The sequence below is a fragment of the Bacillus sp. HMSC036E02 genome, assembly GCF_001836235.1.
Classification (GTDB): domain Bacteria; phylum Bacillota; class Bacilli; order Bacillales; family Bacillaceae_G; genus Bacillus_A; species Bacillus_A cereus.
The window spans coordinates 448,079-469,966 of record NZ_KV827816.1; the positions used below are offsets into that span (position 1 = coordinate 448,079).

The window sequence follows — 21,888 nt, forward strand, 5'->3', positions numbered from 1 at the left end:
AAAGCAAATACCGTGCCAACTTTTAAAAGTGGTCTTACCAATAATGAAAACGCATTCAAAATGCAGTAAAATCAATACTTTGGAAAATAACGAAAGATTCTGTCTTATTTTGTCGCTTTTTGTATACCATGCAATAAATTGCACGGTACGCAATTTATTGCATGCTATTTTTTGCATAGTCATACTTTTCTAGCTTGTAATATAAATTTCGAACGGAAATTCCTAACGCTTTTGCAGTTTGTGTTTTATTCCCATCAAATCTCTCCAAATATTCATAAATAATATTCCCTTCAAACTCTGTCACTAAATGTTCAAGTGGCTTTTCTTCTAATTCAGGTAATAAATGAGATTGCTTTGACTCCACCTGCTCTTCGTTATGTAATGGCGGTAAATGGTGTACATCAATATAGGTCTCGTTATAATTCATAAAGATAATAGCTCTCCCCAAAATATTTTCAAGTTCCCTCACATTTCCTGGCCATTCGTATGATTGTAAATATAAAACGGCTGAATCAGTGAGCCCTTCTACATTACGACCGTAATCTTGATTAATTTTTTGAATCAATCTGTCCGCAATTGTCGGTATATCTCCTTTACGTTGACGAAGAGATGGAATTTGAATTGGAATTTTATTTAATCGATAATATAAATCCTCCCTAAACTTCCCTTCTAGAATAGCCTTTTCTAAATTCACATGTGTCGCTGCAATTACTCGAACATTAATAGGTATCGCTTTCGTTCCACCAACTTTTACAATTTCTTTTTCCTGCAATACACGAAGGAGTTTCGCTTGTGTATTTGCAGACAACTCCCCTATTTCATCTAAAAAAATACTACCGTTATTCGCTTCCTCAAAGAACCCACGTTTCCCGCCTCTTTTCGCTCCAGAAAACGCCCCTTCCTCATAACCAAATAATTCACTTTCTAACAACGTCTCCGAAATGGCCGCACAGTTTACACGGACGAACTTATTGTATTTTCGATTACTTCCATTATGGATTGCATGTGCAAACAATTCTTTACCAGTCCCAGATTCCCCGCGTAACAGTACTGTTGCTGGTGTATTCGCTCCTAGCTTCGCCTGTTCGATAGCTGCCGTTGTTTCATCTGAATTTCCGACAATATCATCAAATGAATATTTCGCTTCTAATGTACGAATAATTTGCCTTGCTCTATTCAATTCATTTGTTAATTTTTGAATTTCCGACACGTCACGGATAACACCGACGCTTCCTTTCAATATTCCATCCACAATAACTGGTGCTACGTTTACAATTACATCTCGCTTTTTTTGCCCAATCTTCATATGTATTCCGCGCACCGCACGACGCGTTCGAAGTACTTTCATATGCATACTTTCGCCTTCTACAATATCAGTTGTAGCAGGCTTCCCAATAATATCTTCTTCTGTTAAACCCGTTAATTTCGTATATGCTGGGTTAATGACTAAACCTCTTCCTTTTTCATCCACAACCGAAATCGCTTCTTCAGATGAGTTAATAATTGCCTCTAATAGTGTTTGAATTTCTTTTAAGTCTGTAACTTCTTCCGCAAGATCTACAACTTCTGTTATATCTTTAAAAATTGCAAATGCCCCTTGTACCTCTCCTCCTTCTTTTAATATTGGAATACGCGTTGTAATAATTTTCTTTCCATTCTCTAATGTCAGTTCATAATTTACTTCTATTTGTTTCGTACGTATAATGCGAAGTAATTTACTAGTTGGAATGACTTCTAAAATATACTTTCCTATCGCCTCTTCTTTTTTATATCCGATAATACGCTCTGCACTTTTATTAAAAAGACGAACTTGTCCCTCTCGATCAATTACAATCATGCCGTCATGTGTAGAATTTAAAATTAATTCTCCTTGTTGCGTCTGTTCCTCTAACCGCCCAATTAGCCCTTCCTTCTCATGCGCTAATCCTGTAACAATTTTTGCGATATCACCTGGTATAAGAAGAGTGTCTTTTTTCTTTTTTTCTAATAAAACTTTATGTACATCATCTTCACCTGTCATATCAAATATTACATCGATATGCATAGAAAGAAATGGAGTTACACTTTCTCCAATTGCAATCCCGTATTCCTTAGCAATTTGTAGTCCTTTTGCCAACGGATTTATATCAATAATCCCTATAATTTGAAATATATTCGAACTTTGTAACAGATTCAGCAGCGCGCTCCCGCCTTCACCTGCACCAACAATTAATACTTTTTGTTTCATATATTACACTTCCTCTCGAAGTAACTCTGCAAATTTTTTCACACCCTTATCTTACTCGTTCAGCACCCTCTTGACAAACCCCCTTTCCGTATAACATCATTAAAATATACAAAATAATCTGAAAAGGAGCGTTATGTATGCAGCGTTACGTTGCTCTACTATTAGCACTCATCCCTATTTCATTAGCTGTGTTTGGTATAAAGTTAATGAGAGATACTGTATTCGGGATTCAATTTCCACCAATTTCCATACTGTGGTTACAATTTTTAATCGGCGCTCTCTGCTTCGCGCTCGGGTTTTATATCTTTGGTGGCTTCGTCTTGCACCGAGATCGCAAACGAAATAAAGTACAAGCTCGCTTTAGAAGATAGGAATGCCCCACTATTTATAAATAAAAAAATGAGACCGTTACACGCGGTCTCATTTTTTTATTGGCAATAAGGTTCTTGCCGTTTCAGGGTAATCAGTAATAATCGCCGATATATTCATATCAAAATATTTACGCATAAGCGTTTCTTCATTAATTGTATAAGGGCGAACTTCTACACCACTTTCCATCGTTAGTTCGGCAATAGCATCTTGAAGATAACGATAATTCGGATGTACTGCTGTAGCCCCCATTTTTTTCGCGTATGCCCACGGACTATGCAAACCTTCGCGATATAAAATTGCTGTTTGAATATCAGGAGCCATCATATGGCACCGTTTCATACTGTAGTGATTAAACGAAGAAAATATAACACGATCCTCTAGACTAAATTTCCGTACAAGCGTTATAACTTCTTCCTCTAAACCTCTGTATGGAATTTTATTATTTTTAAGTTCAATATTAAGTAGCAAACTCGTTTGTTCAAGCCATTCTAATACCTCTTCTAAAATTGGTATTTTACAAAAACCTACTTTATCACCAAATTTATAACTTGCATCTAACTTGCATAAGTCCTCATATACATAATTCCGAACCGCACCTTTTCCATTTGTTGTCCGGTCCACCGTTTCATCGTGAATGACGACAACTTTTCCATCTTTCGTTAATTGAACATCAAGTTCAATTCCATCCGCTCTAAAAGACTCAGCTGCTTCAAATGAAATCATTGTATTTTCTGGGTACGTTCCAGCCGCACCACGATGTGCAAATATAAGAGTCATCCTCACTCCCCCAATCTTATGCTATACTATACGAAAAAGGAGGTACTTCTATGAGACCATTACAAATCTCTCCAGATACTGCAGTCCGCTTATCAAAAACACTAGGTGTTCCACTTGAACAACTCATGCATATGCCGCAGCACATTTTAATTCAAAAACTAGTTGAATTAGAAAAACAAAATAAAGACGAAGAATAATACAGTCCTGTTTTTTGCAGGACTTTTTATTATTTTCTATTATATCACGGATGCCTTTCCTACTAAAATCCTTTAACAGATGTACTACGATGTGATTTAGCCGTTCCTTCATCATTTAATAATGAATCACATCTTTTCTTTTTTGTTACACGTCATAAAGAAAGCAGACCATTTATTTATAAGTCCCCATTGCGTCCTAAAAACACGATCATAAAAAACTAGAAGCCCTTTATATTGTTTTTTATTGAACGTGCGGAGCATCCCCTGATTCGTATAGTTCTTTCGCTTTTTCCTCCCCGAATGTAGTTAAAATATAATGTTGCTCTTCTAACGCATCCATTGCTCTAGTTGCTTTACAAACGCTATCTTCTTGAGCATCTGAGAAATAATTGTGATCTTCTACAATTTTACTAAAATCTTTTTTCGCCCATCTATCAGCAATTGCTAAAAGTTCATTTTTCTTCGCAAAGCTACTCTTATTTATAATTTCTTTTAATTTTTTAGTATTACTTTGAATCATTGGGATAGAGCCCGATTTTCGTTCTGCCACCACTTTTTGATGAGTCATGCGATGCATCGCTGTAATGACTTCGCTTTCAGTAGAATTTTCAGTAACATACACATCAACAAAGACCCCATCTACCTCTCTACCTACTATTGTTTGGTCTTCTTTTTTATCTATTTGAGCACTCACTTCTTTATCTACGGGATTATCTGCAAGTTCTAACATTCCAAATGTAACTGCAATAGCAAGAACTCCCATAGCTGCTACTATTCCTAGCCAAGTTGAAATTTTATTTTCCATTCCCCTTCTCCCTATCTATATCTATTTTATTGCCTTATAAAAACTCACTTACATGTAATATTACTAAAAATAGGTTTTATTTTCCATGCTATCAAATAATCTCTTTTTCTCAACAAAATAAAAAGACCAACGAATTATAACATTCATTGGTCTTTAAATAAAAAGTTCATTGGCTTTAAATTTGATATCGAGTATCAATTTCAAGAATTATTAAGCTTTACTAAAGCTTAAATCCCTTACTACTTTTACTCTCAACTAGCTTTATGTTCAAGTCTCAGCTTATCCGCAACCATTGCGATAAACTCAGAATTCGTAGGTTTTGCTTTTGACATGGATACTGTATAACCGAATAAGGACGAAATAGAATCAATATTCCCACGGCTCCAAGCTACTTCAATTGCGTGACGAATTGCGCGCTCCACACGGCTTGCTGTTGTATTATATTTCTTTGCGATATCTGGATACAATACTTTCGTAATCGATCCTAATAATTCGATATCATTGTATACCATGGAGATTGCTTCTCGTAAATACATATATCCTTTAATATGAGCGGGTACACCAATTTCATGAATGATACTCGTAATACTCGCATCTAAGTTTTTCGGTTTTCCATCTACTGTTGTGGCTGATCGAAATGATGGTAGTGGACGCTTAATCATAGTGTTTGCTTTACCACTCACTTGACGAATATGACTCGTTAAATTCTCCATATCAAATGGTTTTAATATGAAATATGAGGCACCTAAGTCAACTGCTTTTTTCGTCACATCTTCTTGGCCAAATGCTGTCAACATAATTACGCTAGGCTGTTTTAACCTTTCAATATGTCGCATTTTCTCCAATACAGCTAAACCATCTAAGTGTGGCATAATAATGTCTAAAACGAGTACATCAGGTTGCTTATCTGTTAATAAGTTTAAACACTCTTGACCATTATAAGCAGTACCGATTACTTCCATATCATCTTGAGCGGCTACATAGCTCTCTAACATTGATACTAGTTCTTTATTATCATCCACAAGACATACTTTAATTTTCTCCACAGCTTTTCCTCCCTTACCGAATCGATTCTCCGACATGTGTATCCTTCTAGGCTACATGAATTGTTCGACAATTGTGTGAAAATTCCCTTTTAAAGTTTCTTACTTTCCGATAAAATCACAAAAAAATATGTTTATCGTTCATTTATTCCCTTTCGCAACACATTCCATCATAGAAATACAACGAAACGTTCAACCCTTTCCTTTTATTTTACAACAAAAAACACCTCTTGCGGAGCTTTTACAAAATTTCAACGAATTTTTCAACAGAAAAAGCGAGCTAATAATATATATTAGCTCGCTTTTTTCTCTTGATCATAAATATTAATTCCAGCTTGATGTAACATCCATTCAATATGAACACCATATCCTGATGTTGGATCATTTACAAATACATGTGTAACAGCACCAATTACTTTTCCATTTTGTACAATTGGACTTCCGCTCATTCCTTGTACGATACCGCCCGTTTTCTCTAATAGACGTTTATCTGTTACTTTTATTACCATACCCTTTGTAGCTGGGAATTTTTGCTGCACTGTACTAACAACTTCAATATCAAACGCTTCTACTTTATCTTGATCAATAACTGTTAATATTTTTGCCGGTCCTTCTTTTACTTGATGAGATAATGCGATAGGCATTGCTTTATCCATTATACCGTTTTTCATATTCGTATTTAATTTTCCAAAAATACCATATGGACTATTAATTGTAATATTGCCAATCACTTCACGGTCTGGTGAGAATCTTGCTAATTTCTCCCCTGGATTCCCATGACTACCTCTTTCAATTGATGTAACTGTCGAGCGCATAATTTGTCCATCTTCGACTTGAATCGGCTTTTTCGTATCATTATCAGAAATAACATGACCAAGTGCCCCATATTTCATAGAATCTGGATGAACAAATGTCATCGTTCCAATTCCAGCTGCCGAATCACGGATATACAAGCCAATTCGATAAGACGATTCACCGTTGTCTTTTTGTGGAGTTAGCTTCGTACGAATATATTTTCCATCTCTTAACAATACAAGATTAAGCGGTTCACCTGTTTCTCCACTATTATGAATAAACGGTGCTACATCACTCATTCTTTCAATTGTTTTACCATTAATTTCAGTAATCATATCTCCAATTTGTACACCTGCTGTTTCACCAGGAGATATTTTACCTTTTTCAGTTTGAATTAAATGATGGCCTACAACAAGTACACCTTTTGTATTTAATTTCACACCAATTGATTGTCCACCTGGAATCACTTTAAAATCTTTTAACACTTTCACATTTACTTTTTTCACTGGAAAACCAGCAAGCTGAAATACCATATCAGCTTCACCATTTTGATGAGAATTTACCATAAGTCCTTGTTTTTGTTCATTCGAACTCACTGTAAATACATGACGATTTGTGGATGAAGCTTTGAAAACTGGTAATGATGATATTTCTGATTGTTGTCCTTCAAAAACAACAAGTTGTTTCGGTGATGAAATAAACGTTCGAAGCGGTTTAAAACATCCAATAAAAACTAAAGAAACAAGGAGACAAAGACCTATTATTTTTCGAAATTTTTCTAATTTCAACTTGTTCACTCTCCTCGCTCCTACCCCACATTCAGCCTCTTGGCTTCACTTTTTAATCTCTCCTTGCAGTGCTTTATTTATAACCGGAAGAATTAAGAAATCGTCATTTGAGAAAAAAAGCTATCCATTACTGGATAGCCTCTGCTGTCTGTTTAAAATGATGCGCTTGCGTAAGTAATTCTTTCGCATGCTCTGTCGTTAAATCTGTGATTTCCACACCAGAAATCATTCGAGCTATTTCTGTTACTTTATCCTCCATAGTTAAAACAGTAACTGATGTAATTGTCCGATCATTCGCTACTTGTTTTCGAATAAATAAATGTGAATCCGCCATTGAAGCTACTTGAGGTAAGTGCGTAATACAAAGTACTTGCGAGTTTACTGATACTCGATAAATTTTTTCCGCAATAGCCTGTGCGACCCGGCCACTTACACCCGTATCCACTTCATCAAAAATAACAGATGCAACCCCTTGATGCTTAGAAAAAATGCTTTTTAAAGCTAAAATGATACGAGATAACTCTCCGCCAGAAGCAACCTTTGAAAGTGGTTTTAGCGGCTCTCCTGGGTTCGTTGAAATATAAAATTCCACATGATCGTAACCATCCGCCGTAAGTCTTACCGGCGCACCTTCCACAAGGGGCTCTTCTGCATTTCCTTCTCTCTTCATAATTCTCACTTCAAATTTCGTTTTTTCCATATATAATTCTTTTAATTCCTGATGAATTGCATTTGTAAGGTGTTCTGCAAGCTCATGACGCATATTACTTAACAACGTTGCTTCTTTCATAATAACACTTTCTAATTCCTTCAACTGTTTCTTCGTCGTTTCAATATGAACGTCTTTATTTTCAATCGTAAAAATTTCCTGTTCAATTTTATCAGCATACGCTAAAATCTCTTCTACATTATTTCCATATTTTCTCTTTAGCATACGAATTTCATTCAAACGTGTTTCGATTTCATCTAAACGATTTGGATCATATTCCATCATATCGAGCTTTTCCCTCAGTTGATAGGCAACCTCTTCTAATAAGTAATAGCTATTTGCAATTGAATCATGATTCTCTTGATACACATCATCTAAATGTGTAATACTTTCCATTTGCCCCATTGCACTTCTTACATTATCTAATCCTTGTCCGTCGGCACTTAAAGAACGATATGCATCACCTAACGCTTTATAAATCTTTTCAAAATTAGAAATTTGCAATCGTTCCTCAGTTAATTCATTTTCTTCATCCATCTTTAAATCCGCCTTGCGAATTTCCTCGTGCTGAAATTGAATTAAATCTAAGCGATGTGCCATTTGTTGCTCATTTTCACTTAACGATTTCAATTGTTTTTTTAATTTTTCATAGTCAGCGTATACGTTTTGATATATGTCTAATTGTTTAACGATTCGATCCCCATCAAAGTGATCAAGCATAAACAGATGTCGTTCTTCATTCATTAAATCTTGCGTTTCGTGCTGTCCATGAATATCAACAAGTGTTTTCCCAATTTCTTTTAATATGCTAAGTGTAACAAGCTTCCCATTTACACGACATACACTCTTCCCGTTCGCAGCAATATCACGCTTTAAAATAATCATACCATCTTCTATTTCTATATCTAACTCTTCTGCCTTTTCAATACATGGATGCTTCTCATCTTCAACATAAAATAGCCCTTCAATCTCAGCCTTTTCTGTTCCATATCGAACAAATTCTGCTGACCCACGGCCACCTACAAGTAAACTAATTGCATCAATAATAATCGATTTTCCGGCCCCTGTTTCACCGCTTAAAACCGTTAAACCTTTTTGAAAAGAAATATTTAATGCTTCAATAATAGCAAAGTTTCTAATCGATAATTCCGATAACAATGCCCCATTCACCTCGTTATAAAATAATCCCTTACTAAAGGATTTTCTCAGTTCTTCATTCAAATAATCATGCTATATATTTGTATGTATATACTCTTCTAACCCGCTTCATTGTACCAAACATTTGTTTTACGGGTCAATCCATCTATTTTTTAACTTTATGCAAACAAAATATTATATTACAATTGAAAATTCATATTTTTAACCAATAAAAATATCTTGTTCACTTTCCACTTTACGATGGAAAGCAAACAAGATTTTTTGTTACAACATATTTAAGAAACGATCAGAGACAACACCTGTATCGTCAGGTGTACGGCAAATAATTAAGCAAGTATCATCACCACAGATGGTTCCGATGATCTCATCCCACTCTAAATGATCAATAAGTGCTCCAAGTGAATGAGCGTTACCAGGCAATGTTTTTAGCACAAGCATATGTCCTGCCGTGTCTAATTTTACAAATGAATCCACTAGATTTCGTTTTAATTTTTGTAACGGGTTAAATCGTTGATCTGCTGGCAAGCTATATTTATAGCGCCCATCATGTAATGGCACCTTCACTAAGTGCAGTTCTTTAATATCGCGCGATACTGTTGCTTGCGTTACATTAAATCCCTCATTACGTAAAATATCAACTAATTCATCTTGTGTTTCAATTTCTTTGTTTGCAATAATTTCCCTGATTTTAATATGGCGCTGACCTTTATTCATACATTTGCACCTCACACTATCTCTTACCATAGTTTAAACATTGGTATACTTCACTTATTTATGTTAACTTATAATTCGTTTCTTGTACACAATTGTTTTTACAATCATTATACAATTACAGCAAAAAGAGGAACAACATATGTTATTCCCCTTTCCCTTTTTGTTTTAGAACGTCATGCGCTTCTGTAACAACTTGCTCTATAGAAATTGGAGAATGATTTTCGCCATTCTCACGTTCACCATGCCATTTCAGATGAATTAAAAATTCAATATTACCATCCCCACCCGTAATTGGTGAGAATGTTAAACCTTCCACATCATAGCCTTCTTTTAAAGCAAACTCGACAATCATTTCTACAACAGCTTCATGTACTTTTCTATCACGAACGATACCTTTTTTCCCAACTTGCTCTCTTCCAGCTTCAAACTGCGGTTTAATTAACGCTGCTACATCTCCGTTAGGCATAAGCATTGTTTTTAAAACTGGCAGTATAAGCTTTAATGATATAAATGAAACATCAATACTTGCAAATTGAGGTAAACCACGTTCTAAGTCTGCTGGTGTCACGTAACGGAAGTTTGTTCGTTCCATTACAACAACACGCTCATCTTGACGTAATTTCCACGCTAGTTGATTGTATCCTACATCTAATGCATAAGATAATTTCGCTCCATTTTGAAGCGCGCAATCTGTAAAGCCACCAGTTGATGAACCAATATCTATCATAACTTTATCTTGTAAATCAAGATGAAATGTCTCTAATGCCTTTTCAAGTTTATAACCACCACGACTTACATACGGCATAACTTGTCCCTTCACCGTAATCTCAGTATCTTGCGAGATTTTCTCTCCTGGCTTATCAAGTCTCATCTCATTTGCATATACGAGTCCGGCCATAATGGCGCGCTTTGCTTTCTCACGCGTTTCTATAAGTCCTCGCTCTACTAATAGTACATCTACTCTTTCTTTTTTTACGCTCATTTGTTACGCCCTTTTTTGTTTTGATGGAATCATTGTATGAATACGGTCTACAACAGCATCTGTCGTTAAACCAATTTCTTCTAATAATTTTGTTACACTTCCGTGCTCTATGAAGCGGTCTGGAATACCCATTCGTTCAACTAATGCACTATGGTAACCATTTTCAGATGCAAATTCAACTACTCCTGTTCCAAAACCACCGATTAAACAAGCTTCTTCAATCGTTAAAATCGGTATATTCTTTCCTAGAAGATCATGTAAATATGCTTCATCCATTGGTTTAATAAAGCGAGCATTCACTACTTTCACTGAAACCCCAGCTTTTTCAAGACGCTCAGCTGCTTCCATTGCCATTGGTATTGTCGTACCAAACGTTAAAATAGCTGCTTGTGTACCCTCTTTTAACGTCTCCCACGTACCGATTGGAATCGCCTTTAATTCTTTATCCATATGAACGCCAAGTCCATTACCGCGAGCATAACGCAATGCGATTGGTCCATCTTCATATTGCATCGCCGTATAAACTAAATGTTGCCCTTCATTTTCATCTTTCGGCATCATAAGCACCATATTCGGCAAGTGACGTAAGAATGAGATATCAAATACGCCTTGATGCGTTTCACCATCTGCTCCTACTAATCCCGAGCGATCTATTCCGATGAAAACATTTAAATTTTGGCGGCATATATCATGAACAACTTGGTCATATGCTCTTTGTAAAAATGTTGAATAAATCGCTAAGAATGGCTTCATTCCTTGCGTTGCCATACCTGCTGCCATTGTTGTAGCATGCTGTTCTGCAATACCTACATCAATCATACGATCTGGGAATTCTTTTTGGAATTTCTCAAGTTTTGATCCAACAGGCATTGCAGGTGTAATTGCTACGATACGCTCATCCGCTCTCGCTAGCTTAAGTACTGTTTCACTAACAACAGCACTCCATGCTGGTGCAACTTCTTTCGGCTTAACGAAGTCACCTGATTCAATTTTATAAGGTCCTGTTCCATGCCAAGTTCCAATAACGTCACTCTCAGCCGGTTTATAACCTTTTCCTTTTTTCGTAATAACGTGAACAAGCACTGGGCCTTTTGTTTTCTTTGCATATTGCAACGTTTCGAATAACTTTTCATAATCATGCCCATCGACTGGACCTAAATATGTAAAGCCTAACTCTTCGAAAAAGACACCAGATACTAGTAAATATTTAAGACTATCTTTTATTTTCTCTGCTGTCGCAGCCACTTTCCCGCCAACTGCTGGGATTTTCTTTAATATATACTCTAATTCATCTTTTACCCAGTGATATTTTCCTGCGGTACGTAAACGACCGAGCACATTATGAAGCGCACCAACGTTTGGTGCAATTGACATTTCATTATCATTCAAAATAACAATCATGTCTGTTTTTTCATGTCCAATATGGTTCAATGCCTCTAAAGCCATTCCGCCTGTTAAAGCACCATCTCCAATAATTGGTATAACATATTCTTTCGTTTTCTTTAAATCACGTGCCAGAGCCATTCCCATTGCAGCCGATAACGAAGTCGAGCTATGACCAGTTTCCCATACATCGTGCTCACTCTCGCAACGTTTCGGGAAACCACATAGACCTTGATATTGCCTTAATGTACCAAACTCTTTCGCACGTCCAGTTAAAATTTTATGTACATAGGATTGATGTCCTACATCCCATAAAAATTTATCTTGCGGGCTATCAAATAATTTGTGCAGAGCAATTGTGAGTTCTACTACACCTAAATTAGGTGCAATATGTCCACCTGTTTGAGAGAGCTCTTCAATTAAAAACTTACGAATATCCTCACTCAATCCCTCTAGTTCACTGATAGACATATCTTTCAAAAAACTAGGGTTTTGAATTTGCGTTAGATCCACATGGATCACTCACTTTCATTTCATAATCTGTCAACATGTCAAATATTATAAAAAACATTTACACAAAACAAGAAATTCTCTTTTCTATTTTTCGTCTTGTCCCGCTATTAACCAGTCTATTGCGCCCTAATCCTATTATAAACCATATTTCTTTAGGCGATGAAAAAAATAGCCGCTAACACGAAGTGATAACGGCAATGTAATCTACATATATTTTTGCCAATAACAAGAAAAGAAAAACCTTTTCCTACATTTATATCATAAAATGATGAATGACTCAACAAATGAAAACGCTGTTATATTAGTTATTACGTTTTGCAATCAAATCACAAATAGATAGTAAATATTCATCTTGTAATTGCAAGGAACTAATCGCACCTTTTGCTTCTGCAATTGTTTCTTCTAAAATATCTTTTGCTCTATCTACAGTAAACAACGTTGTATATGTGCTCTTTTCATTAGAAAGATCGCTACCAATCGGTTTTCCAATCTCTTCTTCAGTTCCTTCGACATCTAAAATATCATCTCGAATTTGGAAAGCTAGACCGATATATTTGGCAAACGTAAGCAACTTTTCTTCTTGCTCTTCTGTCGCATCAGAAAGTATCGCACCCGCAAGTACAGCAAATTCAAGCAGTTTTCCGGTCTTATGTTTATGGATGTACTCCAATTCATCAATCGTAAGGCGTTTCCCTTCAGCTTCCATATCTGCCACTTGTCCGCCAACCATTCCTTCTGGTCCTGCTGCTTTTGCAAGTTCAAGTACAAGTCTTACTTTTTTTTCGGCAGAAATTTCTTTTTGCTCATATGCCATAATAACTTGAAAAGCATACGTCAATAAGCCATCTCCTGCTAAAACTGCCATCGCTTCACCAAATACTTTGTGATTTGTGGGCTTTCCTCTTCTTAAATCATCATCATCCATACAAGGTAAATCATCATGAACTAATGAATATGTATGAATCATTTCAAGAGCACAAGCTGCACCTACTCCAAGATTTCTTTCTTTCCCAAACGCTTGTAATGTTGCAAACAAAAGTAACGGGCGGAGACGTTTTCCACCCGCTTCCAAAGAATATGCCATCGCTTCACGAAGTACATTTGGACATTGTAATTCATTTGCATAGCTTACAAGTTTTTCTTCTACGAAAGTTTTACTTTCTTTCAAAAAAGTATCAAAAGCAATCGTCACTATGCTTCATCTCCTAAAGCAGTAAACGGTTCAAGCTCTCCATCTTCCCCAAGAATAACTGCCATTTGTTCTTGTACATTCTTCAGCTTCTCATCACAAAGCTTAGATAATTCCATACCTTCTTTAAAATAAGAAATCGCTTCTTCTAAAGGTACGTCACCTTGTTCTAGCTTAGAAACAAGATGCTCAAGTTGCGAAATTGCCTCTTCAAAGCTTAATTTATTTTCCATTATTCAATTCACGCTCCTCTATGCCTGATACGCTACAATCTAGTATTCCATCTTGTAATTGAACTGAAACAGCATCTCCAAGGCTTACATCTTTCACACTTTTTAACACTTGCTTCTCTTCATCATATACAAGCCCGTACCCTCTCATCATTACTTTAAGCGGACTTAACGCTTCAAGTTTTTGAGCAGCTCTTACAAAGGCAAATTCTTTCGTTTGAAGTAACGTTTGCATTTCACGTTGTAATTGCTTTTGCAACGTTTCAACAGCTACCTTCGTTTGCATAATTTTTTGAGATGGGTGGTGCTTCTCTAAATAAAATGAAAGTTGCTTTAACTGATTCACCTTTTTATCAATATAGCGCTCTTTCGCTAAAACAAGCTGTTCTAGCGCTCTATCTAATTGCTCTTCCTTTTGCTCATATACTTGTCTTGGATAACGGAACGCATACGATTTTTGCAACACTTGTAGTTTTTCTTCTTTTTTATGTACTAACTCTCTCATTGCTCTTTGCAATCTCAGAGTTCTTTGTAATACCTTTTCTTGTAACTCTATAATGTTAGGTGCTGCCAGCTCAGCTGCTGCAGTCGGTGTTGGCGCGCGTAAATCTGCAACAAAATCTGCGATTGTAAAATCCGTTTCATGGCCTACTGCCGAAATAATAGGAATTTCACTCTTAAAGATTGCTCTTGCAACCATTTCCTCATTGAAAGCCCATAATTCCTCAATAGAACCTCCACCACGACCAACGATTAGTACATCTATCTCTCCCATTTCATTCGCTGTACGAATCGCTTGTACAATCGAGGGAGCCGCTGACTCCCCTTGTACAAGTACCGGAAATACAATAACATTCCCAATTGGATAACGACGTTTAATCGTTGTTATAATATCACGAATCGCTGCTCCTGTTGGCGACGTAATCACACCTATTGTTTTAGCGTAAGGAGGAATCGCTTTTTTATAAACTTGAGAAAAAAGTCCTTCTTCTTCTAAACGAACTTTTAACTGTTCGTACGCTAAATGTAAATTCCCGACTCCGTCAGGCTGCATGTCTTGAATATAAATTTGATAAGAACCACTCGCCTCGTAAACAGAGATTTTCCCTTTCACGAGTACCTTCATCCCATTTTCAGGTTTGAATTTAATATTACGATTATGGCCCGCAAACATAACCGCTGCGATTCTTGCATTTTCATCTTTCAATGTAAAATACATGTGGCCACGGCTATGATTTTTAAAGTTGGAAATTTCACCTTTTAACCAAACAGACTGCAAATGCGGATCATATTCTATTTTTGTTTTTATATAGCGTGTTAACGCTGTAACGGTTAAATATTGCTTCTCCATTTCTCTCTCCTCATAGCCGACTCAAATTATTTACAAACGACACCTGCACGTTTGGCAGATTCAACAGTATTATGAAGAAGCATTGTGATTGTCATTGGACCAACACCCTTTGGCACAGGTGTAATGTAACCCGCAACATCTAACACATTGTCAAAGTCAACATCACCACAAAGTTTTCCTGTTTCTAAACGGTTAACACCAACGTCAATTACAACCGCTCCTTCTTTAATATAATCCGCTGTTATCATTTTAGGTCGTCCAACAGCTACGATTAAAATATCAGCTAACTTCGATAACTCTTTCATATTTTGCGTCTTAGAATGACAATATGTTACAGTGGCATTTTCATTTAAAAACAATTGTCCCACTGGTTTACCGACAATATTACTTCTTCCAATTACTACTACATGTTTTCCAGAAATATCAAGATTTGTTTCTTTTACTAATTCTACAATACCATGCGGTGTACATGGAAGGAATGTATCTTGTCCCGTCATCATACGTCCCACGCTGATTGGGTGAAATCCGTCTACATCCTTTTCTGGTGAAATTCTTTCAATGATAGCTTTTTCTTCAATATGTTTTGGTAAAGGTAATTGCACTAATATGCCATTAATACGGTCATCTCCATTTAAGCGATCGATTTCAGCAAGCAAACGTTCCTCAGTAATTGTTTCAGGAAGTTCAATTAGCTCTGAGTAAATCCCTACTTGTTCACAGCCTTTTTCTTTTCCTTTCACATAAGAACGAGATGCTGGATCTTCTCCAACTAAAATAACTGCTAATCCTGGTACAATACCTTGCTCTTTCAACTTCACAACTTCTTCTGTTAATTGTGCTCGTTTTTTCTCCGCAACTTCATTTCCTTTGATGATTACTGCTACCATTTTAAGATTCCCCCTTAAAGAATTTACAGTGTATCTTTTATATTAGATAAAACGCCGTTAATAAAACGACGAGATTCCTCATCCCCAAATGTTTTTGCAATTTCAATTGCTTCGTTAATTGTTACGTTGTGTGGAATTTCTTCCATGTACTTCATTTCATACACAGCTACACGTAAAATACTGCGATCAACAATACTAATACGCTCAAGCTTCCACTTTTTTAAGTTTTGACGAATCGCTTCATCGATTGCTTCTTTATTTTCTACAAAACCTACTACAAGTGACTCTAGAAACTCATTTGTTTCTTCGCCTTCATCCAGCGTGTTTTCCACTGCTACTTTCGGTTCTAATTCACCTGTAATATCCATTTGGTATAATGCTTGCATTGCTCTTTCTCTAGCCGTCCTACGTTTCATTGTAACTCTCCTTTATGCTTCAAGTCTTTCCTTATACTTTGTTATATTATTATAATTTATAAGCCGTCAATTCACTTACTCTTACAGTTTTCATTGATTTTCCAACCTTATAATACAATGATAATAACACAATTTATCGTTTCACACACGGGTTACAAGGCTGAAAAATAATAAAAAGATTAACTTCAAGTTCCATATCTTATCACAATGTACGTTTTTTGGAAAAACGACACATTTTCTTGTTTATTTCTTATTTTTTGAAATAGTATAATAATTAGAGGGTTGTAATTTGTGAAGAAATGAAACGATAAAAAAGATGCCTATGTTACTAGGCACCTTTTCATTCTTACACTGGTTCGATTTCTGTTTTTTGTGTTTCGAATGTTACGCCAACGATGTGAACATTCACTTCTTTTGGCTCAAGTCCTGTCATTGTAAAGAGTGCTTGGCGAATATTGTCTTGAATCTTTTGTGCAACAACTGGAATTGCTACACCAAAATACATTACAACATAAAGGTCAACGATAATATCTTCGTTTGCTAATTCAACCTTTACACCTTTACCATGATTTTTCTTACCTAACTTCTCAACAACATCTGTAGCAAAATTACCGCGCATTGCCGCTACACCTTCTACTTCAGCAGCTGCAATACCTGCAATTACTTCAATTACTTCTGGTGCAATTTCTACTTTACCAAGAGTTGTATCTTGACCCATATCTAACATATGTTCAGCCATGAAAAAAACCTCCTTTAATGTATCACTGCGTCACAAGTTCATGCTCTTCCAAAAATTTCGTATTAAACTCACCTTTTACAAAATCAGGATGATCTAGCAATTGCAAATGGAACGGGATTGTTGTATGTACGCCTTCAATGACAAATTCACTAAGTGCGCGCTTCATTTTTGCAATTGCCTCTTCACGTGTTTTTCCGTGAACAATTAATTTAGCAACCATCGAATCATAGAAAGGTGGGATTGAATATCCCGGATATACAGCTGAATCGACGCGAATACCAAATCCTCCTGGTGGTAAGTACATTTCTACTTTACCTGGGGATGGCATAAATTTTTTGGCAGGGTTTTCCGCATTAATTCGACATTCAATTGCCCAACCATTAAATTGTACTTCTTCTTGCTGTAACGATAACTTTTCTCCTGAAGCAACAAGAATTTGCTCTTTAATTAAGTCCATTCCCGTTACCATTTCAGTAACCGGATGCTCAACCTGAATTCTCGTATTCATCTCCATGAAATAAAAGGTTTTCGTTTTATATTCATAAATAAACTCAACCGTACCAGCACCTGTATAATCAACCGCTACCGCCGCTTTAACTGCCGCTTCACCCATCTGCTTGCGAATATCTTCATCAAGTGCAGGTGATGGACTTTCTTCTAATAGTTTTTGCAAACGGCGCTGAATTGTACAATCACGCTCTCCTAAATGAATGGCATTTCCGTGTGTATCTGCCATTATTTGAATCTCAACATGGCGGAAATCTTCAACGTACTTTTCTAAGTATACACCAGGGTTCCCAAAAGCGGTACTAGCTTCTTGCTGTGTAATTTGAATTCCTTTTACAAGCTCTTCTTCATGGCGTGCAACACGAATACCTTTTCCACCGCCACCTGCAGTCGCTTTAATAATAACTGGATATCCAATTTGATCAGCAAGCTCGATCGCTTCTTCGGTATTTTTAATAATCCCTTGTGAACCTGGTACAATCGGAACCCCTGCTTCTTTCATTGTATCACGAGCAACGTCTTTTGTGCCCATCTTTGAAATAGCTTCTGGACTTGGACCGATAAAAATCAAGTTACATTCACGGCATAACTCTGCGAAATCTGCATTCTCTGCTAAAAATCCGTATCCCGGATGAATAGCATCGCAGCCTGTTAACTTCGCAACGCTAATAATGTTTGTCAAATTTAAATAGCTTTCTTTCGAAATCGTTGGTCCTACACAATACGCCTCGTCTGCAATCTGTACGTGAAGTGACTCTTTATCTGCTTCTGAATAAATTGCAACTGTTTCAATATCCATTTCTTTACAAGCACGAATAATTCGTACAGCAATTTCCCCACGATTGGCTATTAATACTTTTTTTATCATCACAAAGACTCCCTTATTACGCTTTTACAAGAAATAGCGGTTGTCCATACTCAACAAGCTGTCCGTTATTAACAAGAATTTCAACAATTTCGCCCTCTACATCAGCATCAATTTCGTTAAATAACTTCATAGCCTCGACAATACATACGATAGAATCTTTCGATACTCTATCCCCAACACTTACATATGGAGGTGTATCAGGCGAAGAAGAAGAATAGAATGTACCTACCATCGGTGATGTGATTTTATGTAGGTTTTCATTTTGAACAGCCTTCTTCTCTTCTTGTTTTGGCGCTTCTGCTTGTGCTGCTGCTACTTTCGTTTCAACTTCAACAGGCGCTACTGGTTGCATAGCTTGTTTTGCTGCAGGTGCTTGCACAGCAACAACTTCATTACCACGCTTTTTCATTTTGATTGTTGTACCGTCTTTTTTGTATTCAAATTCATCAATATTAGAGCTATCAATTAATTTAATTAATTCGCGAACTTCTTGAATTTTAAACATGTAAAATCCACTCCCATACTCTTGTTTGTCCCGTTTTTACAGATTCTCGTCACGAAAACTAGATTGACTGTAAAAATACGATGTATTCTATTAGAAAATATATTTCATTAACTAATAGAAATATTTACTATTTCCATCTTACGATAAATTTTTTAAACATTCCAATTTATATTTCTTTATAATAAATCGAAACTCCTGTAAAAATATTATTCCAATAAAAATTTAATACCTAGTAATAATACCAGGTTTCACACGAAATTGGCAAGACCACTTCTTAAAAAACATTCACTACTTTTTCAAAACGTTACACAGCAAACATGCCATCCCCTCTCCACTCTTCACCACATCTATAGTCAACAACATATTTTTACCAAATATTATTTTTTTGTTTACACGCCATTCATCATTCCTTCATATAAGAATAGTATGTTCAAAGTGTAGAAAATATATTGTGTCGAGGTGTGGAAATATGATATGGCTCATTCTCTTTTTACCTGCCGTAATCGTTTGGGCATGCGTTCTTTGCATCCACGTCAAATCCGGAAAAAGTAATCATCAGTACCATGAACCATTAATCTTTTACTCACAACGTGTTTCTCCATTCCGAGTTGAACATAGTAAAAATAATTACAAAGACGAAATAGAAAAAAGCTATCGAAAATGATAGCTTTTTTCTATACACACGTTTACTTACATACTCTATTTTACTATTTGCATACCCTTTGCTTAGTAAAAGATAATAATCCGTAGGGAAATCCCTACGGATTAAGGTTTCACTTATTTCGCTGGTGGATCAAATTTCACACCTACATCTTTTGATCCGCCTTCACTTCTTACAAGTTGAATAATTTTATTTGCTTCTTTCTGTGAATGTTTTGCCGCTTTAACCGTTACTCTAATATCAGTACCATCAGCTCTTACAAGAGCATCTGGATATCCTCCTTGAGATTTAATTACTGTCTCAAGTAATTCTTGCTTCGTTTCCATTGTCGTAATGGCATCAAAATTTTCTTTCGCTTTATTCTTTTCTGTTGCTGAAGCTTTTGTTGAACTCATCACTTCTTGTAATTTTGCTTTTTGTTCACTACGCTGATCTTCCATTTGCATACGTAAAGCTGTGAAATTCTCATCACTTGATTGAACTGATACATTGCCCTCTTTTTTACTTGTTTCTTTTTTTGCATTTTCTTTTTTGTCTGTTTCTTTATTTATTGTTTCTTTGCTTGTATTTTCTTTTTTCGGAGTTTCTTTAGGCGCTTCGTTTGTTACTGCTTTATCAGTACCTTGTTTTTCTTGTCCAATCTTTTCACCTGTTGCTGGCGATGCTGTATTCATTTTGTCAGGAGTTGTCACGTAATACACAGATAGTACAACAACTAAACTTAACATCGTTAATAACCAAACTGTTTGTTTTTTTAACACTTTATTTCCTCCCTATCAATTTTTCGGTGAAACTGAAACGCGATGGGCCGGTACATCTAGCAGCCTTATCACAGCTTCTTTTACCATTGCTTTAACTTGTATATTATCCACTCCCTTTGCTACGACAAGAACACCACGTACTTTCGGCTTCTCTGTTCGTAAAACAACAGGAGTTTCTTTATCCCCTTCACGTATAATGACAGTCTTTTCATCAAGAGACTCGTCCTCTACTTCTCTCTTACCGCCTGTTTTATCTGTTTCACCTGTTGTTTGTGAGCGTTTCACTGTATTTTTTTCTAAAATTTTTTCTTCAGATGAATCTAAATTCACTTTAATCGTTACGTCTTTTACTCCTGCTATTTCTTCTAAAGCAGTTTTTAATTCTTGTTCATACGCTTTTTCATATTTTTCTACATTTGACATACTATCATTACTTTTTTGTCCGAAAGTTGGTACGTCTTTTTCTTGGTTTTGAGTTTTTTGTTCTTTAAATACAGGTACTTCTTCTTTTTTACTTGAAAAGAGACTACTAGAAAACATAAGCAAAATTCCAAGTATGAGTAGGACAAGTAAAAACTTAGGTGTTACCTTTTTACCCTTCTCGTTGCTTTCTTTTTGATCCCCATTCAATAAGTTTCGAAAAAATGAGAACTTCGAATTTTTATCTTTATTGTCCATTTACTCTACCTGTCCTCCCTTCCATTTGAACTTGGATTTGTTTACCCTCTAGTTGCCACCTGCTTGAAAAGAAATCTTTCATTTCTCCATTCGTTTCTTCCACTTTTTTTGGAGGCTCTTTCGTGTTAATTTCAATTGGCTTTACTGTTTCGATTGCATCATTTTTACTACGTTCTTTTTCTTTCAACGTCACAACAACAGATTGAATATCTTTCGCTGACTTTACTTCTTCTATATTTTCTGCTGCGACTATTTGTATTTCAGAGACAGCCATACCATACTTTTTCTCAAACTCTTTTCCTACTTCTTTTTTCATTTTGGTAGCCATCTCTTCTAAACTATATGCACGTGTTAGAGCTTGTATTTCTTTTTTCTTCGAATCTATTGAATTTTTTACAGATCCTTCTGCTACGTACTTTTCTTCATTAAAATTTGCAATTACTTCATTTACATCTGTCTGCAATAGTTTAAAAAGGGGGGTTAAAATTAATACGACTAACAAAAGACTTACAACAAATTTAACGTATTTTTGCAAATTCGAATTTGGAAGAATAAGATGAAGCATTGTCGCTAAGAGCAAAAAAACGATAATATTTCTGATCCACTCTGTAACAAATTGCATACTCTTCACCT

The 21,888-nt window shown here is 36.0% G+C and carries 23 protein-coding genes; 3 read left to right on the forward strand and 20 right to left on the reverse strand.

The window, feature by feature from the left end; translation table 11 throughout:
* Positions 1-154: 154 nt before the first annotated feature.
* A complete protein-coding gene (locus HMPREF2590_RS06700; protein WP_050822105.1) occupies positions 155-2,227 on the reverse strand; it encodes a sigma-54 interaction domain-containing protein in 2,073 nt (690 codons plus the stop codon).
* A gap of 137 nt (positions 2,228-2,364) precedes the next feature.
* Here HMPREF2590_RS06700 and HMPREF2590_RS06705 point away from each other — a divergent pair, with 137 nt between their 5' ends.
* Complete coding sequence (locus HMPREF2590_RS06705) at positions 2,365-2,598, forward strand: DUF2627 domain-containing protein (RefSeq protein ID WP_001190214.1); 234 nt, start codon at positions 2,365-2,367, stop codon at positions 2,596-2,598.
* Positions 2,599-2,647: 49 nt separating this feature from the next.
* Here the strand turns inward: HMPREF2590_RS06705 and HMPREF2590_RS06710 are convergent, their stop codons facing one another.
* Positions 2,648-3,376 carry a glycerophosphodiester phosphodiesterase gene (locus HMPREF2590_RS06710; RefSeq protein ID WP_000172572.1) on the reverse strand — a complete coding sequence of 243 codons (729 nt, stop codon included), beginning with the start codon at positions 3,374-3,376 and terminating at the stop codon, positions 2,648-2,650.
* Positions 3,377-3,426: 50 nt separating this feature from the next.
* Between HMPREF2590_RS06710 and HMPREF2590_RS06715 the strand changes: the two genes are divergently transcribed.
* Positions 3,427-3,573, forward strand: a complete 147-nt coding sequence (locus HMPREF2590_RS06715) for a YycC family protein (RefSeq protein ID WP_001247674.1) — start codon at positions 3,427-3,429, stop codon at positions 3,571-3,573.
* A 241-nt stretch (positions 3,574-3,814) separates the two neighbouring features.
* On the opposite strand, the gene HMPREF2590_RS06720 is transcribed toward HMPREF2590_RS06715, so the two are convergent.
* The 15 genes from HMPREF2590_RS06720 to accB all read right to left on the reverse strand — a co-directional run bounded on the left by HMPREF2590_RS06720 (position 3,815) and on the right by accB (position 19,155).
* Positions 3,815-4,378 carry a PRK06770 family protein gene (locus HMPREF2590_RS06720; RefSeq protein ID WP_000428232.1) on the reverse strand — a complete coding sequence of 188 codons (564 nt, stop codon included), beginning with the start codon at positions 4,376-4,378 and terminating at the stop codon, positions 3,815-3,817.
* Positions 4,379-4,629: 251 nt separating this feature from the next.
* Positions 4,630-5,424: a sporulation transcription factor Spo0A gene (spo0A, locus tag HMPREF2590_RS06725; protein ID WP_021727703.1), complete on the reverse strand. Its 795-nt coding sequence runs from the start codon at positions 5,422-5,424 to the stop codon at positions 4,630-4,632.
* A 290-nt stretch (positions 5,425-5,714) separates the two neighbouring features.
* On the reverse strand, positions 5,715-7,013 hold the full coding sequence (spoIVB, locus tag HMPREF2590_RS06735; RefSeq protein WP_002098091.1) for a SpoIVB peptidase: 1,299 nt from the start codon (positions 7,011-7,013) through the stop codon (positions 5,715-5,717).
* A gap of 118 nt (positions 7,014-7,131) precedes the next feature.
* Positions 7,132-8,871, reverse strand: a complete 1,740-nt coding sequence (gene recN, locus HMPREF2590_RS06740) for a DNA repair protein RecN (RefSeq protein ID WP_000947763.1) — start codon at positions 8,869-8,871, stop codon at positions 7,132-7,134.
* A gap of 264 nt (positions 8,872-9,135) precedes the next feature.
* On the reverse strand, positions 9,136-9,585 hold the full coding sequence (argR, locus tag HMPREF2590_RS06745; protein WP_001032580.1) for an arginine repressor ArgR: 450 nt from the start codon (positions 9,583-9,585) through the stop codon (positions 9,136-9,138).
* A gap of 142 nt (positions 9,586-9,727) precedes the next feature.
* Positions 9,728-10,567 carry a TlyA family RNA methyltransferase gene (locus tag HMPREF2590_RS06750; protein ID WP_000111874.1) on the reverse strand — a complete coding sequence of 280 codons (840 nt, stop codon included), beginning with the start codon at positions 10,565-10,567 and terminating at the stop codon, positions 9,728-9,730.
* A gap of 3 nt (positions 10,568-10,570) precedes the next feature.
* On the reverse strand, positions 10,571-12,463 hold the full coding sequence (gene dxs / locus HMPREF2590_RS06755; protein WP_000366454.1) for a 1-deoxy-D-xylulose-5-phosphate synthase: 1,893 nt from the start codon (positions 12,461-12,463) through the stop codon (positions 10,571-10,573).
* Positions 12,464-12,764: 301 nt separating this feature from the next.
* Positions 12,765-13,655, reverse strand: coding sequence for a (2E,6E)-farnesyl diphosphate synthase (ispA, locus tag HMPREF2590_RS06760; RefSeq protein WP_000150374.1), 891 nt, complete (start codon positions 13,653-13,655; stop codon positions 12,765-12,767).
* Entirely contained in the window at positions 13,655-13,885 is a 231-nt protein-coding gene (xseB, locus tag HMPREF2590_RS06765; protein ID WP_000428423.1) for an exodeoxyribonuclease VII small subunit, read from the reverse strand. Before xseB ends, ispA begins: the two co-directional genes overlap by 1 nt.
* Entirely contained in the window at positions 13,875-15,233 is a 1,359-nt protein-coding gene (gene xseA, locus HMPREF2590_RS06770; protein WP_000415249.1) for an exodeoxyribonuclease VII large subunit, read from the reverse strand. The genes xseB and xseA overlap by 11 nt, the downstream gene beginning before the upstream one ends.
* Positions 15,234-15,259: 26 nt before the next feature.
* Complete coding sequence (gene folD, locus HMPREF2590_RS06775) at positions 15,260-16,120, reverse strand: bifunctional methylenetetrahydrofolate dehydrogenase/methenyltetrahydrofolate cyclohydrolase FolD (RefSeq protein ID WP_000226732.1); 861 nt, start codon at positions 16,118-16,120, stop codon at positions 15,260-15,262.
* A gap of 23 nt (positions 16,121-16,143) precedes the next feature.
* Positions 16,144-16,536: a N utilization substance protein NusB gene (gene nusB / locus HMPREF2590_RS06780; protein WP_000830247.1), complete on the reverse strand. Its 393-nt coding sequence runs from the start codon at positions 16,534-16,536 to the stop codon at positions 16,144-16,146.
* Positions 16,537-16,882: 346 nt separating this feature from the next.
* Positions 16,883-17,275, reverse strand: coding sequence for an Asp23/Gls24 family envelope stress response protein (locus HMPREF2590_RS06785; RefSeq protein WP_000807630.1), 393 nt, complete (start codon positions 17,273-17,275; stop codon positions 16,883-16,885).
* A 22-nt stretch (positions 17,276-17,297) separates the two neighbouring features.
* Positions 17,298-18,650 carry an acetyl-CoA carboxylase biotin carboxylase subunit gene (gene accC, locus HMPREF2590_RS06790; RefSeq protein WP_000592869.1) on the reverse strand — a complete coding sequence of 451 codons (1,353 nt, stop codon included), beginning with the start codon at positions 18,648-18,650 and terminating at the stop codon, positions 17,298-17,300.
* 16 nt (positions 18,651-18,666) lie between these two features.
* A complete protein-coding gene (gene accB, locus HMPREF2590_RS06795) occupies positions 18,667-19,155 on the reverse strand; it encodes an acetyl-CoA carboxylase biotin carboxyl carrier protein (RefSeq protein ID WP_000472859.1) in 489 nt (162 codons plus the stop codon).
* Between the two features lie 469 nt (positions 19,156-19,624).
* On the opposite strand from accB, the gene HMPREF2590_RS06800 reads away from it, so the two are divergent.
* Entirely contained in the window at positions 19,625-19,819 is a 195-nt protein-coding gene (locus HMPREF2590_RS06800) for a hypothetical protein (protein ID WP_002000935.1), read from the forward strand.
* A gap of 113 nt (positions 19,820-19,932) precedes the next feature.
* On the opposite strand, the gene HMPREF2590_RS06805 is transcribed toward HMPREF2590_RS06800, so the two are convergent.
* The 3 genes from HMPREF2590_RS06805 to spoIIIAF are packed head-to-tail and all read right to left on the reverse strand — an operon-like array spanning position 19,933 to position 21,877.
* Positions 19,933-20,577, reverse strand: a complete 645-nt coding sequence (locus HMPREF2590_RS06805; RefSeq protein ID WP_000914705.1) for a SpoIIIAH-like family protein — start codon at positions 20,575-20,577, stop codon at positions 19,933-19,935.
* Between the two features lie 15 nt (positions 20,578-20,592).
* Positions 20,593-21,255 (reverse strand): stage III sporulation protein AG, encoded by a 663-nt coding sequence (gene spoIIIAG / locus HMPREF2590_RS06810; protein WP_000368890.1) that lies wholly within the window; start codon positions 21,253-21,255, stop codon positions 20,593-20,595.
* Positions 21,245-21,877 (reverse strand): stage III sporulation protein AF, encoded by a 633-nt coding sequence (spoIIIAF, locus tag HMPREF2590_RS06815; RefSeq protein WP_001161032.1) that lies wholly within the window; start codon positions 21,875-21,877, stop codon positions 21,245-21,247. Before spoIIIAF ends, spoIIIAG begins: the two co-directional genes overlap by 11 nt.
* Positions 21,878-21,888: the final 11 nt, after the last annotated feature.

Coding starts and splice junctions, on each gene's coding strand:
- HMPREF2590_RS06700 (WP_050822105.1), bottom strand. CDS start 2,227: ATGAAACAAAAAGTATTAATTGTTGGTGCAGGTGAAGGCGGGAGCGCG.
- HMPREF2590_RS06705 (WP_001190214.1), top strand. CDS start 2,365: ATGCAGCGTTACGTTGCTCTACTATTAGCACTCATCCCTATTTCATTA.
- HMPREF2590_RS06710 (WP_000172572.1), bottom strand. CDS start 3,376: ATGACTCTTATATTTGCACATCGTGGTGCGGCTGGAACGTACCCAGAA.
- HMPREF2590_RS06715 (WP_001247674.1), top strand. CDS start 3,427: ATGAGACCATTACAAATCTCTCCAGATACTGCAGTCCGCTTATCAAAA.
- HMPREF2590_RS06720 (WP_000428232.1), bottom strand. CDS start 4,378: ATGGAAAATAAAATTTCAACTTGGCTAGGAATAGTAGCAGCTATGGGA.
- argR (WP_001032580.1), bottom strand. CDS start 9,585: ATGAATAAAGGTCAGCGCCATATTAAAATCAGGGAAATTATTGCAAAC.
- HMPREF2590_RS06750 (WP_000111874.1), bottom strand. CDS start 10,567: ATGAGCGTAAAAAAAGAAAGAGTAGATGTACTATTAGTAGAGCGAGGA.
- xseB (WP_000428423.1), bottom strand. CDS start 13,885: ATGGAAAATAAATTAAGCTTTGAAGAGGCAATTTCGCAACTTGAGCAT.
- xseA (WP_000415249.1), bottom strand. CDS start 15,233: ATGGAGAAGCAATATTTAACCGTTACAGCGTTAACACGCTATATAAAA.
- folD (WP_000226732.1), bottom strand. CDS start 16,120: ATGGTAGCAGTAATCATCAAAGGAAATGAAGTTGCGGAGAAAAAACGA.
- nusB (WP_000830247.1), bottom strand. CDS start 16,536: ATGAAACGTAGGACGGCTAGAGAAAGAGCAATGCAAGCATTATACCAA.
- HMPREF2590_RS06785 (WP_000807630.1), bottom strand. CDS start 17,275: ATGGCTGAACATATGTTAGATATGGGTCAAGATACAACTCTTGGTAAA.
- accC (WP_000592869.1), bottom strand. CDS start 18,650: ATGATAAAAAAAGTATTAATAGCCAATCGTGGGGAAATTGCTGTACGA.
- accB (WP_000472859.1), bottom strand. CDS start 19,155: ATGTTTAAAATTCAAGAAGTTCGCGAATTAATTAAATTAATTGATAGC.
- HMPREF2590_RS06800 (WP_002000935.1), top strand. CDS start 19,625: ATGATATGGCTCATTCTCTTTTTACCTGCCGTAATCGTTTGGGCATGC.
- spoIIIAG (WP_000368890.1), bottom strand. CDS start 21,255: ATGGACAATAAAGATAAAAATTCGAAGTTCTCATTTTTTCGAAACTTA.
- spoIIIAF (WP_001161032.1), bottom strand. CDS start 21,877: ATGCAATTTGTTACAGAGTGGATCAGAAATATTATCGTTTTTTTGCTC.